The organism is Streptomyces sp. SID8352, from assembly GCF_009862265.1.
Lineage (GTDB): Bacteria > Actinomycetota > Actinomycetes > Streptomycetales > Streptomycetaceae > Streptomyces.
On sequence record NZ_WWGX01000043.1, the window covers coordinates 60325 to 73312 of the forward strand.

A 12988-nucleotide genomic window follows, 5' to 3' on the forward strand; every position below is an offset into this window, starting at 1 on the left:
GGATGGCGCTGCACGTGTGCACTGCGTCAGCCCGCGGACTCCGCCGCGTGCGGGCTCAGCGCACCCGTCGCGATCAGCGCGAGGATCACGACGCCCAGCGCCACGCGGTACCAGACGAACGGCATGAAGCTCTTGGTGGAGATGAACTTCATGAACCACGCGATGACCGCGTACCCGGAGGCGAAGGCGACGATCGTCGCGAACAGCGTCGGTCCCCAGGACACATGGCCGCTGCCCATGGCGTCCTTCAGCTCGAACAGCCCGGAGGCCAGCACCGCGGGGATCGCCAGCAGGAACGAGTACCGGGCGGCGGCCTCGCGGCGGTAGCCCATGAACAGGCCGCCGCTGATGGTCGCTCCGGAGCGGGAGACGCCCGGGATCAGCGCCATCGCCTGGCAGGCGCCGTAGATCAGGCCGTCGCGCACGCCGATGTCGGTCAGCTCCTTGCGCCGCCGGGGCGCGCGGTGCCGGCCGCCCTGCTCGTCCCGGGCCGCGAGCCGGTCCGCGACGCCGATGACCACACCGACGACGATCAGCATCGTCGCGGTCAGCCGCAGATCGCGGAACGGGCCCTCGATCTGGTCCTTGAGGGTCAGGCCGAGCACCCCGATCGGGATGGAGCCGACGATCACCAGCCAGCCCATCCGGGCGTCCGGGTCGCGGCGCATCGAGCGGTCGGTGAGCGAACGCGTCCAGGCGGCGAGGATGCGTCCGATGTCCTTGCGGAAGTAGATGAGGACGGCGGCCTCGGTGCCGATCTGGGTGATGGCCGTGAAGGCCGCCCCGGGGTCGTGCCAGCCGGAGAACGCCGCGGTCAGCCGCAGGTGCGCGCTGGAGGAGACGGGAAGGAACTCGGTCAGCCCCTGGACGAGTCCGAGGACGAGGGATTCAAACCAAGACATGGAGTTAAGGAGTCCAAGTGCCGATCGAGGAGCGAAGACGACGGGCACACCCGGACGGCGTACAAGCGTGCGCCCAGGCGTGTCGAGGGGCAGCGTAGCGCCCGAAAGTAAAGACGGGGCCACAGGGGTGAACGGGCCCTGCGGCCCCCTGCCCGGCCCGGTCCCCGGCCGCCGTCCGGAGCGTGCCGGGCGCGGCCGTCAGCGCCCGCGTCGCCATCCGTGACCGCGCGGCCGTCAGCGCCCGCGCAGCCGGTGCCGCTTGCGCCAGGCCACCACGGCACCGGCGATGCCCGGCAGCGCGATGCAGGCCAGCGCGATCAGGAAGGCGGGGGAGGTCGGTGCCGAGGCGCGGGCCCCGGCGACCACGTAGGCGGCGGTGTTCGGCACCGAGCCGAGTGCCGTGGCCAGCAGGAACGGCAGCAGGCCCATCCGCGAGACGGCCGCGCAGTAGTTGACCGCGACGAAGGGCACGCCCGGGAAGAGCCGCGCCGCCAGCACCGAACGGAAGCCGTGCCTGCTGAGCTGCCCATCCGCTGCCCTCAGCCACCGGCCCCGCAGCAGCGGACGCAGCGCCTCCTGGCCCAGGACCCGGCCCAGGCAGAAGGCGGTCCCGGCGCCGAGCACCGTACCCGCGAGGGCGGCGGCCAGGCCCAGCTGCGAGGCGAACAGGGCCCCGGCGGCCAGGTTCAGCAGCGGGCGCGGCACGAAGGCCACGGTGCACAGCCCGTACGCCACCGCGTAGGCCAGGGCGGCGGCGGCTCCGCCGAGGTGCGGTGGCCAGCCCCGGGTCAGCATGTCCTGCGGCTGGTACAGCACCACGGCGGTGGCGGCCGACGCGAGCAGGACGACGAGCAGCGACAGCCGGGACCACGGGGAGAGCAGTGCTCTCGTCACCCGGGCGGCGGCGCCGGCGGACGCCCCGGCACACGGTCCCGTGACGGCGGCGGGGCCCGCGGTGGTGACGGCGCTTCCGGCGGTGCCGGTCATCGTCGCCGTGATGGTCGTGGTGACGGAGAACCCCGTCCCGGCGGTCCGGGAAGAGACCGCGGCGGTGCCCCCAGAGCGGGTGGTGGCATCGAGCATCCGGTGACAGTAGCCGACATCCGTGTGTGATCGCCGTATGGTGCCGCGCCGCAACCGTTCCGCCGCGCCGCCGCGCGCCCCCTGTGCCGCGCCCGTCCCACCCCGCCCCGCGCCGCCTGCTCCGTCTGCGCCGCGCCGCCCCGTCTCGCGCTGCCTGCTCCGCCCCGCCCCGCGTCCCCCGCCCCGCGCAGCCCCCCGGCGTCCCTGCCCTCCCCGCCGCGCTCCCGGCCCGCCCCGGCACAATGGCCCGGTGAACGAAGCCGTGCCCGTCTCCCTCGTCACCGGACAGGGGACCGTCAAGCTGATGCCCGACGTCGACCGCGAGCGGGCCTGGCTGCTCACCGTCGACGGTGCCCCGCAGTCCTACGTGGACCTGGACGACCCGGAGCACCTGGAGTTCGAGTACACCCGCCGGATCGGGCACGCCCTGGACGTCCTCGCCGCACCGGGCCGCCCGCTGGACGTGCTGCACCTCGGTGGCGGCGCGCTCACCCTGCCCCGGTACGTGGCCGCCACCCGGCCCGGCTCCCGGCAGGACGTGGTCGAGGCCGACGGAGGACTGCTCGGCCTCGTCCTGGAGCATCTGCCGCTGCCGGAGGGCGCGGGTGTCACCGCGCACGCCGCCGACGCCCGAGCCTGGCTGGAGGAGGCCCCGGACGACTCGGCCGACGTGATCGTCGCCGATGTCTTCGGGGGCTCGCGGGTACCGGCGTCGCTCGCCTCGGCCGGATACGCCCGCGCGGCGGCACGGGTGCTGCGGAGCGGCGGGGTGTACCTGGCCAACCTCGCGGACCAGGCGCCGTTCGGCTTCCTGCGGTCCCAACTCGCCGGTTTCGCCCAGCTCTTCGCGGAGGTGGTGGTCGTGGCGGAACCGGGGGTGCTGCGCGGCCGCCGGTTCGGCAACGCCGTGGTCCTGGCCTCCCGGCAGCCCCTGGACACGGCCGCGCTGGCCCGGTGCTGCGCGGCCGACGCCTTCCCGGCCCGGGTCGTGCACGGACCGGCCCTGCGGGAACTGGTCGGGGGCGCCCGGCCGGTGCGGGACGAGGACGCGCGGCCCTCGCCCCCGCCGCCGGACGGGGCGTTCGGCATCGGCTGACGGGGCGGCGGGGCCGGACGGGGCGCGGGCGCGGGCGGACTTGCCGCCGGTCCACGGTCGACGGTCCGCGGCGTCCGGAGCGCCGGTCCGGACGCGTACGGGGGCTATCCCTCCGTCGGGGGCTCCTCGGTCAGCCGCACCGTGCTCAGGATCTTCTGGACCGTCTCGTCCGGCACCTCGTCGGTGACGCCCTTGGCGCCGTACAGGTTCCAGGTGACGAAGTCGCCCGCGCCGTTCTTGAAGGCGAAGGTGGTGGCCTTGCCCTCGCTGTCGCACTTCCCCTTCTGGGGGGTGCCCTCGGAGTGGGCCGTGATCACGCTGCCCTCGATGCCGGAGGCGGTGGTGTAGGGCTTGGCCTTGCCGTACTTGACGCTCTTCTTGTCCGGCTGGGTGTAACCGCCGTAGATCCACCACGGCACCCGGGTCTCGGCGGCCATGTCGGTGTCCTTGGCGCCGTTCTCGCCGCGGGTGCCCGCGGTGGCGAGCGCGGTGTTCTCCTTGCGGCCGTCCTTGTTCTCGTCCGCCGAACACCACTTGGACTTGAGGTAGGCGGGCGCGGTGACGCTGGTGCGCTCCGTCTTGCCCTTCTCCTCCCACTCGAAGCCGACGCTGGTGTCGGGCGTCTCGATCTCCCAGTCGGCGGGCACGTCGAAGAGGGTGCCGAAGCGCGGGTTGGCGACGACCTTCCAGCCGGGGACGGTCGCCTCCAGCTCGCCGTCCCCCCGCTCGCTGTCGCCGCCGCGCGGGTTGCCGCCGGAGACCGGCGCGCTCGGATCCGGCGACTCCTGCGAAGGGGACGCCGAGCCGGTCGCCGATCCGCTCGCGACGGGCTTGGGGTCCTTGCCGTCGTCGGCCTTGTCGTCCTTGTCGCCGCCCAGCACCAGGAAACCGGTGACACCCGCCGCCACGACCACGGCGAGGGAGGCCACGACGGCCACCAGCCTGGTCCGGTTCCTCCCGCCGCCGCCGCCGTCGCCGCTCCCGCCGCCGACGACGGTGGGCGGCTGCGGGGTGCCCGGCGCCTGCGGAGCGCCCCACTGCGGCTGCTGCCCATAGGGGTTCGGCTGCTGGTAACCGGGCTGCTGGTACGGATTCGGCTGCTGGTATCCCGGCTGCTGGTACGGGTTGTTCTGCTGCGGGTTCTGCTCGCCCCCGGGCGGCTGCTGTCCTGGCCACATGCCCAGCACCCTAGTGGGGCCCGGGAAACGATTCGGTCACCGGCCCTTGTCAGGGACGTACCGAAACCGGGGGCGTACGGGTGCCCCCGGCCGCCCCGGCGCGGTCAGGTCTCCGACGGCGTGTACTCCCGCACGGTGGCGGCGATCCGCCGGACCGTGCCGTCGGGCACCTCGTCGCCGACCCCGGCGGCGCCGGTGAAGGACCAGGACACCAGGGCGCCGTCCCCGCTCCGGAAGGCGAAGGTCGTGGCCTTGCCCTCGGTGCCGCACCGGCCCTTCTTCGGCGCGCCCGCGGAGCGCGAGGTGGCGATGCTGCCGGTGATGCCGGAGGTGGTGGTGAAGGAGGAGACCGGGCCGGTCGTGACGGCCCCGCGGTCGGGCTGGGCGTACGAGCCGAAGACCCACTCCGAGGAGTCGTGCCGCGCGATCTCCTCGGTGGTGCGGGCGTCCTTGTTGCCGCGGGTCCCCGCCGCGGCCAGCCCCGTGTGCTCGACGCGGCCGTCGCGGTCGGCGTCCTCGCCGCACCACTTCTCCTTGAGCACAGCCGGCGCCTTCATGCCGACGAGCATCTTCTCGTCGGGGTCCTGGTCGTCCGTGACCCAGCTGACCCAGGTGACCGGCTTGAGCGCCCAGGCGGCCGGCACGTCGAAGGCGACGCCGAGAGCGGGGTTGACCACCGTCTTCCAGCCGTCGACCGTCGGGCGCGGCCCGTCGTCGCCGTCCCGGCGGTCGTCGGCGGCAGGCGACGCGGACGCCGGCGGCTCCGGCGCCGCCGAGGAGGAGGCGGGCGGGGCCGGATCGGCCCGGTCGTCCCCGCCACCGCCCAGCAGGACGATCCCGGTCACCGAGGCGGCGACCACGACGGCCGCCGCGGCGACGGTGGCGATCACGCCGGTCCGCCCGCCTCCCGGCCGGGAGGGACCGCCGCCGGCCGGGGGAGCGGTGGTGGCCGCGGGGACGGCGGTGACCGTGGGCGCGTTCCAGGGGGCGGGTCCCCCTCCGGCGGGGGGAGGGGGCTGCTGCTGGTATCCGGGCTGGTGGTACGGGTTGGGCCGTCCCGGCCCCCCGGCGGACGACTGCTCTCCTGGCCACATGGGCGGCAAGCATACGGTGATCACCGGTCCGCGCCGGCCCGCGGATGCTACTCACTGGTAACATGTCGTCATGAGCGCAGACCAGATGTCGATCGGCGAGCTGCTCGCCGCCACGGTGCCCATGGTGCGGACCCTGGGCCTGGAGTACCTGGAGACCACCCCGGAGCGGGCGGTCCTCGCCCTGCCCGACCGGAGCGAGTACCGCAACCACGTGGGCGGCCCGCACGCCGGGGCCATGTTCACCCTCGGCGAGTCCGCCAGCGGTGCCGTCGTACTGGCCGCCTTCGGGGACCAGCTCTCCCGGGCCGTCCCGCTGCCGGTCAACGCCGAGATCGCGTTCAGGAGGATCGCCCTGGGGCCCGTCACCGCGACCGCCACGCTCGGCCGCCCGGCGGCCGAGGTCGTCGCGGAGCTGGACGAGGGCAGCCGCCCGGAGTTCCCGGTGAGCGTCGCGATCCGCCGCGAGGACGGCACGGTGACCGGGGAGATGACGGTGACGTGGACCCTCCGGCCCAGCGAGCGGGCCGAGGCGACCCGGTAGGCTTTCTCGGGAGACGCCCGGACCAGGGCGCACCCCGGGAAGCGGCGCGCCGCGCCCGGAGCGGAGGGCACGCGAATCGGAGGGGGCTGCGTTGCACGTCCAGGAATGGCTCGACACGGTTCCCGCGGCGGCCGTCTACGCCGTCGTCGGCCTGGTCATCGGTCTGGAGAGCCTGGGCATCCCCCTGCCGGGCGAGATCATCCTGGTCTCGGCGGCGCTCCTCTCCTCCCAGCACGGCGGGATCGACCCGTTCGTCCTGGGCGCCTGCGCCACCGCCGGCGCGATCATCGGCGACTCCATCGGCTACGCCATCGGACGCAAGGGCGGCCGGCCCCTGCTGGCCTGGCTCGGCCGGAAGTTCCCGAAACACTTCAGCGAGGGGCACATCGCCACCGCCGAGCGGTCCTTCCAGAAGTGGGGCATGTGGGCCGTCTTCTTCGGCCGCTTCGTCGCCCTGCTGCGCATCTTCGCCGGTCCGCTGGCCGGTGTGCTGCGCATGCCCTACTGGAAGTTCCTGACCGCCAACATCCTGGGCGGCATCCTCTGGGCGGGCGGCACCACGGCCGTCATCTACTACCTCGGCGTCGTCGCGGAGTCCTGGCTCAAGCGCTTCTCCTGGCTGGGCCTGGTGGCCGCGGTCGCCATCGGCATCGGCTCCATGCTGATCGTCAAGCGCAAGGCGGCCAAGGCGCAGTCCGCCCAGCGGCAGCCCGAGACGGAGCCGGTCGCGGCCGGCGACTGAACCCGGCCGTTCAACGCTGCGGCGGGGCAAGGGTCCGGCGCACCGGCCGCACGCTCAACCGTGGAGCGCCCGGTGCTCCCGCGCCAGTTCCCCGTAAGCCGTGCCGTTGCGCGTGATCCCCTCGCGCTCCTCGGCGGTCAGCTCCCGGCGGACCTTCGCGGGCACCCCGGCCACCAGCGACCCCGGCGGCACCCGCATCCCCTGCGGCACCAGCGCCTGCGCCGCGACCAGCGAACCCGCGCCGATCTCCGCGCCGTTGAGCACCGTGGCGCCCATGCCGATCAGGCAGTCGTCCCCGACGGACGCGCCGTGCACCACCGCGTTGTGCCCGATCGACACCCGCTCCCCGACCGTCACCGGGAAACCGGGATCGGCGTGCAGGGTGCAGTTGTCCTGCACGTTGCTGTCCGCGCCGACGGAGATCCGCTCCGTGTCGCCCCGCAGCACCGCCCCGTACCAGACGCTCGTCCCCCGGCCCAGCGTCACGTCGCCGAGGACGGACGAGGTCGGTGCCAGGAAGGCGGCCGCGGCCACCTCGGGCCGCTTGCCGCCGATCGCGCCGATCAACGCCTTGTGGGTCATGCGTACCTCCCGTTCGGATGATGCACGGCACCGTACGCCACCCCGTGGGGTGAAGATCACAGGAGTCCGGCACCGCGCCCGGAGCGGGCCCTGAGTACGGTGAGCGGGTGCCCAAGCGGAAGAACACGTTCTCGTCCTGGCCGAGCCGTCTCGCGCAGCGGGCCGTCCACGCGGGCTGGGACTGGGTGCGGCGCACCGGTTCCGTCACCGCCGAGCACCCCGGCCGCCTCCGCTTCGGCGCGCTGGGCACCGGCACCCGGCTCGCCTTCCCCCTCGGCACCGTCTTCGGCGAACCCTGGATCCACCTCGGTGCCCACTGCGTCATCGGGGAGCAGGTCACCCTGACCGCCGGTCTGATGCCCGACCTCGACCTCGGCCCCGAGCCGATCCTGCGCGTCGGCGACGGGGTCGTCCTGGGCCGGGGCAGCCATGTCATCGCGGACACCTCGGTCACCATCGGCAGCGACTGCTACATCGGCCCCTACGTCTACGTGACCTCCACCAACCACTCCTACGACGACCCCCACCAGCCCATCGGCAAGCAGTGGCCCCGGATGGAACCGGTGGAGATCGGCCCCGGCTGCTGGATCGGCACCGGCGCGGTCGTCCTGCCCGGCGCCCGGATCGGACGGAACGTGGTGGTCGCCGCCGGGGCCGTGGTGCGGGGCACGGTCCCCGACCACGCGGTGGTGGCGGGCGCCCCGGCCCGTGTCGTACGGCGCTGGACGCCGGACGGGGGCTGGCGGCCGCCGCTGCGGACCCCGGCGCCGGTGCCGCTGCCGGAGGGGATCACCCCGGAGCAGTTGCGGGCGCTGTCGGCGCTGGAGGAGGGCGCGGCGGCGGACGTGCCCTCCACCACCGCTCCCGCCGCGCCGGACGCCCGGGGCGGGGGGAAGGCGGCGGGGTCGGCGGAACCGACGGCGGACGACTGACCGAGGCCGGCGGAACCGGCGGCGGACGGCTGACCGGGGCCGCCTCGGGCCGAACCGGGGCTGCCTCGGGCCGGGCGGGGACCGCCTGGGCCGACCAGGTCATTCCGGGTCGGGCGGGCGCGCCCTGAGACGAACCGGACCGCCTCTGGCCGGGCGGGCCCGCCTTGAATCGACCGGGAACCGCCCGGGCGGCGCCGTGCCCCCGCTCCCGCCCCGCGTCCCCGCACTCGCTCCCGTTCCAGGGGACCTCCGCGCTCGTCGTCGCTCCGGTGCGCCTGCGTCACCGGCTCCTGCGGCGGGCCCGGACCTCCCCGTTCGGGTCGACCTCGGCTTCGCCGGGTCCCCCGCGGTCCCGTCTCCCGTCCACGCCGCAGGGCGCCCGGCTCCCGGTCCGGCTCCGGGTGCCCGCCCGGTCCGCGCCGCCCCCGCCCCGACTCCGCCCCGCCCGGGCCCGCCAGGTCCGCTCCCGGCTCCGGGCGTCCGGGGCCGCGCGGTCGTCGTGGCGCCCGTCCCCTGAGACGGCGGGCCGTCCGAGGGCGCCGGTTGCTAGCGTGCGGCCATGCGCGCACCCATCGGTGACTTCGACCACGCCACGCCCGTCCCGGACTGCCTCGACGAACTGACCGCCCCGGTCGCCACCGCCGTGCGCGGCTGGAGCGGCGCCGTCCCGGTGGAGCGGATCCTCTACGTCGACACCGACCCGCGGTGGGCCGACACCGCCGTCTTCGTCGAGCACTACGGCCGCGACCTGCTGGAGCGGTCCGCGAACTGCGTGGTGGTGGCCGGCCGGCGCGGCGGCGGGACCACGCTCGCCGCCTGCGTGGTGCTCTCCACCACCCGGGTCGACGTCAACGGGGTCGCGCGCCGCACGCTCGGAGCCCGCAAGGCGTCCTTCGCCCCGATGGACACGGCCACCGGCGAGAGCGGCATGGAGTACGGCGGCATCACGCCCGTCGGCCTGCCCGACGGCTGGCCGGTCCTGGTGGACTCGGCCGTCGTCGACCTGCCCTACGTCCTCGTCGGCAGCGGTCGCCGCCGGGGCAAGCTCCTGGTGCCGGGCAAGGCCCTCGCGGAACTGCCGGGCGCGGAGGTGGTCGACGGGCTCGGGGTGCCCCTGGCTCCCCCTGAGGGCTGAGCACCGGGCCGCCCGGCGTGCCCCGGGGCGGGCGGACGGTCCCGGACCGGGGTGGGCGGACGGCCGTGGCCCCGTCCGGTGACGCTCCCGAGGGGCCACTACCGCTGCCGGGTGTCGGCCTGCCGCATCGAGGCGACGGCGCCGTCCACCGTCGAGTCGTACAGGCCGAGCCGGGGGACGGAGACGCGGACCCGGGAGCCGAGGGGGACGCTGCGGATGTCGGCGGCGGCCATGTGCGCCGGGCTCAGCAGGATGTTCATCTCGTTGACACGCTTCCGGGCGCCGCTGGCCCTCCCGCCGGGGGCCAGGTCGAGGACGGCGTACGCCTTCGCACCCGCGGGCAGGGCGTGATCCGGGCCGCCGATGCCCCCGGGGACCAGGGGCCGGAGGTTGCGCTCCCGCCCGGAGCCGCCCCGGTTGCCGAGGCCGACGTCGGGGATCTGGTCCAGGACGCACGCGGTGGTCCCGGTGTTGGCCACCTCGATGATCCGCCGCGACCCGTCCGGGCGGACGTTCAGGGCGAGTTGCCCCATGGTGCAGGAGTCCTCCAGGGGGCCCTCCTCCGCGTTGCCCGCCGTGTCGTCCGCCGGGGAGCCGTTCGACGCCTCGGGCGCCCTCGTGCCGAGGAGCGCCTGCGGGCTCCGGCCCCGGCCGTCGTCGGGAGTCTCCCCGGCGGAGGACGGGCCGTCCGGCTCCGGTGTCCCGACCGGGGGTACGGAGGGGCCCGGCTCCGCTTCCACCGTGTCGGCCACGGAGGCGGAGGCGCTCGTGCCGGCCGCGGAGGCACTTCCCTCCGGCCGGACCGGGGCGGAGACCGACCCGTCGCCGCCCGAACAGGCGGTGAGACCCAGGGCCAGGGCCGCGGCGGTGACGGCGAGCGGGACGCGGCGCTGAGGTCGGGTAGGCATGAGAGGTCCTCAAGGGGTGTGGGGGAAGACCGGATTCAGGTCAACTCCACCACCGGGTGCCGCGCCGTCACCAGGAAGTCGCACCGGCAGAAGTACGGTCCTGCATACTTCTGCCGGACCCGGAACCCGCCCGCGCGCGCCCGGGGACGCACCGGCCACGGCACTCACGGGAGACCGCACGATGAGCACCGGCACCGCCGATTCCGCCCGCGGGGAGTTCGCGTCGCTGCTGCGCGGCCTGCGCGGGCGGGCCGGGCTCAGCCAGGAGGAACTGGCCCACCGGGCCGGACTGAGCGTGCGGGCGGTCGCCGACATGGAACGCGGACGGACCCGGGGCCCGCAGCGCCGCACGGTGGCCGCGCTGGTGGCGGCGCTCGCGCCCGGCGAGGCCGGGGCCGAGGCGCTGGAGCGCGCCGCCGCCGGGGGCCGGCCCCGCCCGAGGGCGACCCCCGCGGCACCCGCCGGGCTGCGACTGCCGCGCGACGTGGGGGACTTCACCGCCCGCGACGCGGATCTCGCCCGGCTGCGCGCGCTGGCCGTCGACCCCGGCACCGGGGACCCGCCGGTGGTCCTGGTCACCGGCCAGCCGGGGCTGGGCAAGACGGCCTTCGCGGTGCGGGCCGCCCACGGCCTCGCAGAGCGCTACCCCGACGGACAGCTCGCCGTCGACCTGCACGGCACGCGGACGCCCCCGGCGGACCCGCGCGAGGTCCTCTTGGTGCTCCTGCGGGCGTGCGGGATCGCCGAGAACACCGTGCCGCAGGACACCGAGGGCCGCGCGGACCTGTTCAGGACCGTGGCCGCGGAGCGGAGGATGCTGCTGCTCCTCGACGACGCCGCCGACGAGGACCAGCTCCGGCCGCTGCTGCCCGCCGCCGGTCCGGTGCTGACCCTGGTCACCAGCCGCAACGCCCTCACCGGGCTGGAGGGCGCGCACCGCTTCTCGCTCGGGGTGCTGCGCCGAGAGGAGTCCGTCGCCCTGTTCAGCCGGGTCATCGGTCCGGAGCGGGTGGCGGCCGAGGCGCAGGCGGCGCGTGATCTGGCCGATCTGTGCGGGCAGTTGCCGCTGGCGGTGCGGATCGCCGCCCAGCGGCTGGCGGCCCGGCCGCAGGAGCGGCTCGCCCGGCTCGCGGCCCAACTCGCCGATGAGGGAAGGCGGCTGGACGCCCTGCGGGCCGGGGACCTCCAGGTGCGGGCGACGTTCGCCCTCTCCTACGGGCTGCTGGACCCCCTGGCGCGGCGGGTGCTGCGGCGCGCCACGCTGGCCGCCGGTCCCGACTTCTCCCCGCAGACCGCCGCGCTGCTCGCGGGGACGACGCTGCGGGAGGCCGAGCGGTGCGCGGAGGAACTGGCCGACCGGGGGCTGCTGCAACCGGACCCGGCCGCCGAGCGCTACCGCTTCCACGACCTGCTCCGCCTGTTCGCCGCCGAGCAGTTGGCCGAGGACGACCCCGCCGGACTCGCCCGGGCCCAGGAGACCACCGCCCTCTGGACCCTGGCGCGCGCCACCGCGGCGGCGCTCCACTTCGACCCCGAGCGCTCCCCGGCCGGTGACCCGGACCGGGCCACCGCGCCCCACGGGACCGAGGAGGCGCGAAGCTGGCTGGAGGAGGAGCGGGCGCAGTGGCTCGACGCCCTGGGCCGGGCGCTCGCCGACGGGCACCACCGGGAGGTCCTGGACACGGCGGAGGCCATGCACTGGTTCTCGGACCGCGCCCAGGAGTGGGAGCAGTGGGCGCGGGTGTTCCTCGACTCGGTGGCCGCCGCCCGGGCGCTGGGCAGCAGGAGGGACGAGGCCGTCCACCTCAACTACCTTGCCTGGGCATACAACCTGTGCGTCCGCGACCCCGCCTCCGGGCTGGCCACGGCCCGGGCGGCGCTGGCCGTGGCGCGCGAGGTGGGCGACCTCCTCCAGGAAGGCTGGGCCCACGGGTACGGGGCGGGCGCGCTGCAGCGGCTCGGGCGCCACGAGGAGGCGGAGACGTGGCTGGAGGAGTCCGCCGACTGCCACCGCCGGAACCCCGCGCCGCAGGCCCGGCTGGCGGAGCTGTCCACGCTCAACGCGCTGGGCGCGCATCTGCGGTCCATGGGGCGGGCCGGGGAGGCGCTGGACCTCCACCGGCGCAGCGAGGCACTGTGCCGGGTCGGGATCCCCGGTCAGTCCGCCGAACTCCTGGCGCTCTACCGGGACAACACGTTCCACCACCTCGCCCGCGACCTCGGCGGGCTGGAGCGCTGGGCGGAGGCGGAGCCGCTGCTGCGCCGCGCCCTGGTCGGCTTCGAGACGGCCGGGATGGCCGCGTGGAGCGAGCCGGTCCGCCTCGACCTCGCCATCACCCTGCGGCGGCTGGGCCGTTCGGCGGAGGCCCGCGCGATGCTGGAGGCGGCCCGCCGGGGGCTGGCCGAGCAGAGCCATCCCCGGCAGGCGGAGGCCGAACTGGAGCTGATGGAGGCGATCAGGTCCGGTTCCTGACCCGGGCCGTCCTCCCCGCCGCCGGGCGGCCCCCGGGCCCCGGAGCCGGCTCCGGAGCCGGCCCCGGAGGCCGTCGCCCTCCGCGGTGCCGGGCGGGACCGGAGCGCGGGCCCTCGCGGACCGTGCCGTGCCGGGGCGGGCGAGGGCACGGCACGGCCCACGGGGCGAGCCGGACCGGGGGGGCTCAGCGCGAGCCGGACCGGGCCGATGGTGGTGCGCACGCCCGGCGGTCGCCCCGGTCCGGGCCGTCCTCGCCGCGCCGCGCCGCGCCGCGCCGCGGCGACGGACACCGGACGGCCGGGCCGTCCCGCCCGCCGTGCCG

Annotated in this window: 12 protein-coding genes; 6 read left to right on the forward strand and 6 right to left on the reverse strand. The window is 75.9% G+C overall.

Features of this window, described 5'->3' with window-relative positions:
• Positions 1 to 26: 26 nt before the first annotated feature.
• Complete coding sequence (locus GTY84_RS14775) at positions 27 to 902, reverse strand: undecaprenyl-diphosphate phosphatase (protein ID WP_161226720.1); 876 nt, start codon at positions 900 to 902, stop codon at positions 27 to 29.
• A 234-nt stretch (positions 903 to 1136) separates the two neighbouring features.
• Positions 1137 to 1985 (reverse strand): TVP38/TMEM64 family protein, encoded by an 849-nt coding sequence (locus tag GTY84_RS14780; protein WP_161226721.1) that lies wholly within the window; start codon positions 1983 to 1985, stop codon positions 1137 to 1139.
• A 250-nt stretch (positions 1986 to 2235) separates the two neighbouring features.
• Here GTY84_RS14780 and GTY84_RS14785 point away from each other — a divergent pair, with 250 nt between their 5' ends.
• The gene (locus tag GTY84_RS14785) at positions 2236 to 3081 is read left to right on the forward strand and encodes a fused MFS/spermidine synthase (RefSeq protein ID WP_161226722.1); all 846 of its coding nucleotides are present in this window, start codon (positions 2236 to 2238) and stop codon (positions 3079 to 3081) included.
• 104 nt (positions 3082 to 3185) lie between these two features.
• Here GTY84_RS14785 and GTY84_RS14790 read toward each other — a convergent pair whose 3' ends face one another.
• Both GTY84_RS14790 and GTY84_RS14795 read right to left on the reverse strand, forming a co-directional pair.
• The gene (locus GTY84_RS14790) at positions 3186 to 4259 is read right to left on the reverse strand and encodes a hypothetical protein (protein ID WP_161226723.1); all 1074 of its coding nucleotides are present in this window, start codon (positions 4257 to 4259) and stop codon (positions 3186 to 3188) included.
• 104 nt (positions 4260 to 4363) lie between these two features.
• Positions 4364 to 5353 carry a hypothetical protein gene (locus tag GTY84_RS14795; RefSeq protein WP_161226724.1) on the reverse strand — a complete coding sequence of 330 codons (990 nt, stop codon included), beginning with the start codon at positions 5351 to 5353 and terminating at the stop codon, positions 4364 to 4366.
• 85 nt (positions 5354 to 5438) lie between these two features.
• Here GTY84_RS14795 and GTY84_RS14800 point away from each other — a divergent pair, with 85 nt between their 5' ends.
• Both GTY84_RS14800 and GTY84_RS14805 read left to right on the forward strand, forming a co-directional pair.
• Positions 5439 to 5894 (forward strand): DUF4442 domain-containing protein, encoded by a 456-nt coding sequence (locus GTY84_RS14800; RefSeq protein ID WP_161226953.1) that lies wholly within the window; start codon positions 5439 to 5441, stop codon positions 5892 to 5894.
• Between the two features lie 91 nt (positions 5895 to 5985).
• Positions 5986 to 6636 (forward strand): DedA family protein, encoded by a 651-nt coding sequence (locus GTY84_RS14805; RefSeq protein ID WP_161226725.1) that lies wholly within the window; start codon positions 5986 to 5988, stop codon positions 6634 to 6636.
• A gap of 54 nt (positions 6637 to 6690) precedes the next feature.
• On the opposite strand, the gene GTY84_RS14810 is transcribed toward GTY84_RS14805, so the two are convergent.
• Positions 6691 to 7218, reverse strand: a complete 528-nt coding sequence (locus GTY84_RS14810) for a gamma carbonic anhydrase family protein (protein WP_161226726.1) — start codon at positions 7216 to 7218, stop codon at positions 6691 to 6693.
• A 107-nt stretch (positions 7219 to 7325) separates the two neighbouring features.
• Here GTY84_RS14810 and GTY84_RS14815 point away from each other — a divergent pair, with 107 nt between their 5' ends.
• Positions 7326 to 8150: an acyltransferase gene (locus tag GTY84_RS14815; RefSeq protein WP_345943436.1), complete on the forward strand. Its 825-nt coding sequence runs from the start codon at positions 7326 to 7328 to the stop codon at positions 8148 to 8150.
• Positions 8151 to 8709: 559 nt separating this feature from the next.
• Complete coding sequence (locus GTY84_RS14820) at positions 8710 to 9285, forward strand: YbaK/EbsC family protein (RefSeq protein ID WP_161226727.1); 576 nt, start codon at positions 8710 to 8712, stop codon at positions 9283 to 9285.
• 98 nt (positions 9286 to 9383) lie between these two features.
• Here the strand turns inward: GTY84_RS14820 and GTY84_RS14825 are convergent, their stop codons facing one another.
• Positions 9384 to 10193, reverse strand: coding sequence for a DUF4232 domain-containing protein (locus GTY84_RS14825; protein ID WP_161226728.1), 810 nt, complete (start codon positions 10191 to 10193; stop codon positions 9384 to 9386).
• Positions 10194 to 10374: 181 nt separating this feature from the next.
• Here GTY84_RS14825 and GTY84_RS14830 point away from each other — a divergent pair, with 181 nt between their 5' ends.
• Positions 10375 to 12666 (forward strand): helix-turn-helix domain-containing protein, encoded by a 2292-nt coding sequence (locus GTY84_RS14830; protein WP_161226729.1) that lies wholly within the window; start codon positions 10375 to 10377, stop codon positions 12664 to 12666.
• Positions 12667 to 12988 lie beyond the last annotated feature (322 nt).

What these genes read in the sequence shown, in the direction of transcription:
- GTY84_RS14775 (WP_161226720.1), bottom strand. Translation starts at nt 902, where the DNA reads ATGTCTTGGTTTGAATCCCTCGTCCTCGGACTCGTCCAGGGGCTGACC.
- GTY84_RS14780 (WP_161226721.1), bottom strand. Translation starts at nt 1,985, where the DNA reads ATGCTCGATGCCACCACCCGCTCTGGGGGCACCGCCGCGGTCTCTTCC.
- GTY84_RS14790 (WP_161226723.1), bottom strand. Translation starts at nt 4,259, where the DNA reads ATGTGGCCAGGACAGCAGCCGCCCGGGGGCGAGCAGAACCCGCAGCAG.
- GTY84_RS14795 (WP_161226724.1), bottom strand. Translation starts at nt 5,353, where the DNA reads ATGTGGCCAGGAGAGCAGTCGTCCGCCGGGGGGCCGGGACGGCCCAAC.
- GTY84_RS14800 (WP_161226953.1), top strand. Translation starts at nt 5,439, where the DNA reads ATGTCGATCGGCGAGCTGCTCGCCGCCACGGTGCCCATGGTGCGGACC.
- GTY84_RS14810 (WP_161226726.1), bottom strand. Translation starts at nt 7,218, where the DNA reads ATGACCCACAAGGCGTTGATCGGCGCGATCGGCGGCAAGCGGCCCGAG.
- GTY84_RS14820 (WP_161226727.1), top strand. Translation starts at nt 8,710, where the DNA reads ATGCGCGCACCCATCGGTGACTTCGACCACGCCACGCCCGTCCCGGAC.
- GTY84_RS14825 (WP_161226728.1), bottom strand. Translation starts at nt 10,193, where the DNA reads ATGCCTACCCGACCTCAGCGCCGCGTCCCGCTCGCCGTCACCGCCGCG.
- GTY84_RS14830 (WP_161226729.1), top strand. Translation starts at nt 10,375, where the DNA reads ATGAGCACCGGCACCGCCGATTCCGCCCGCGGGGAGTTCGCGTCGCTG.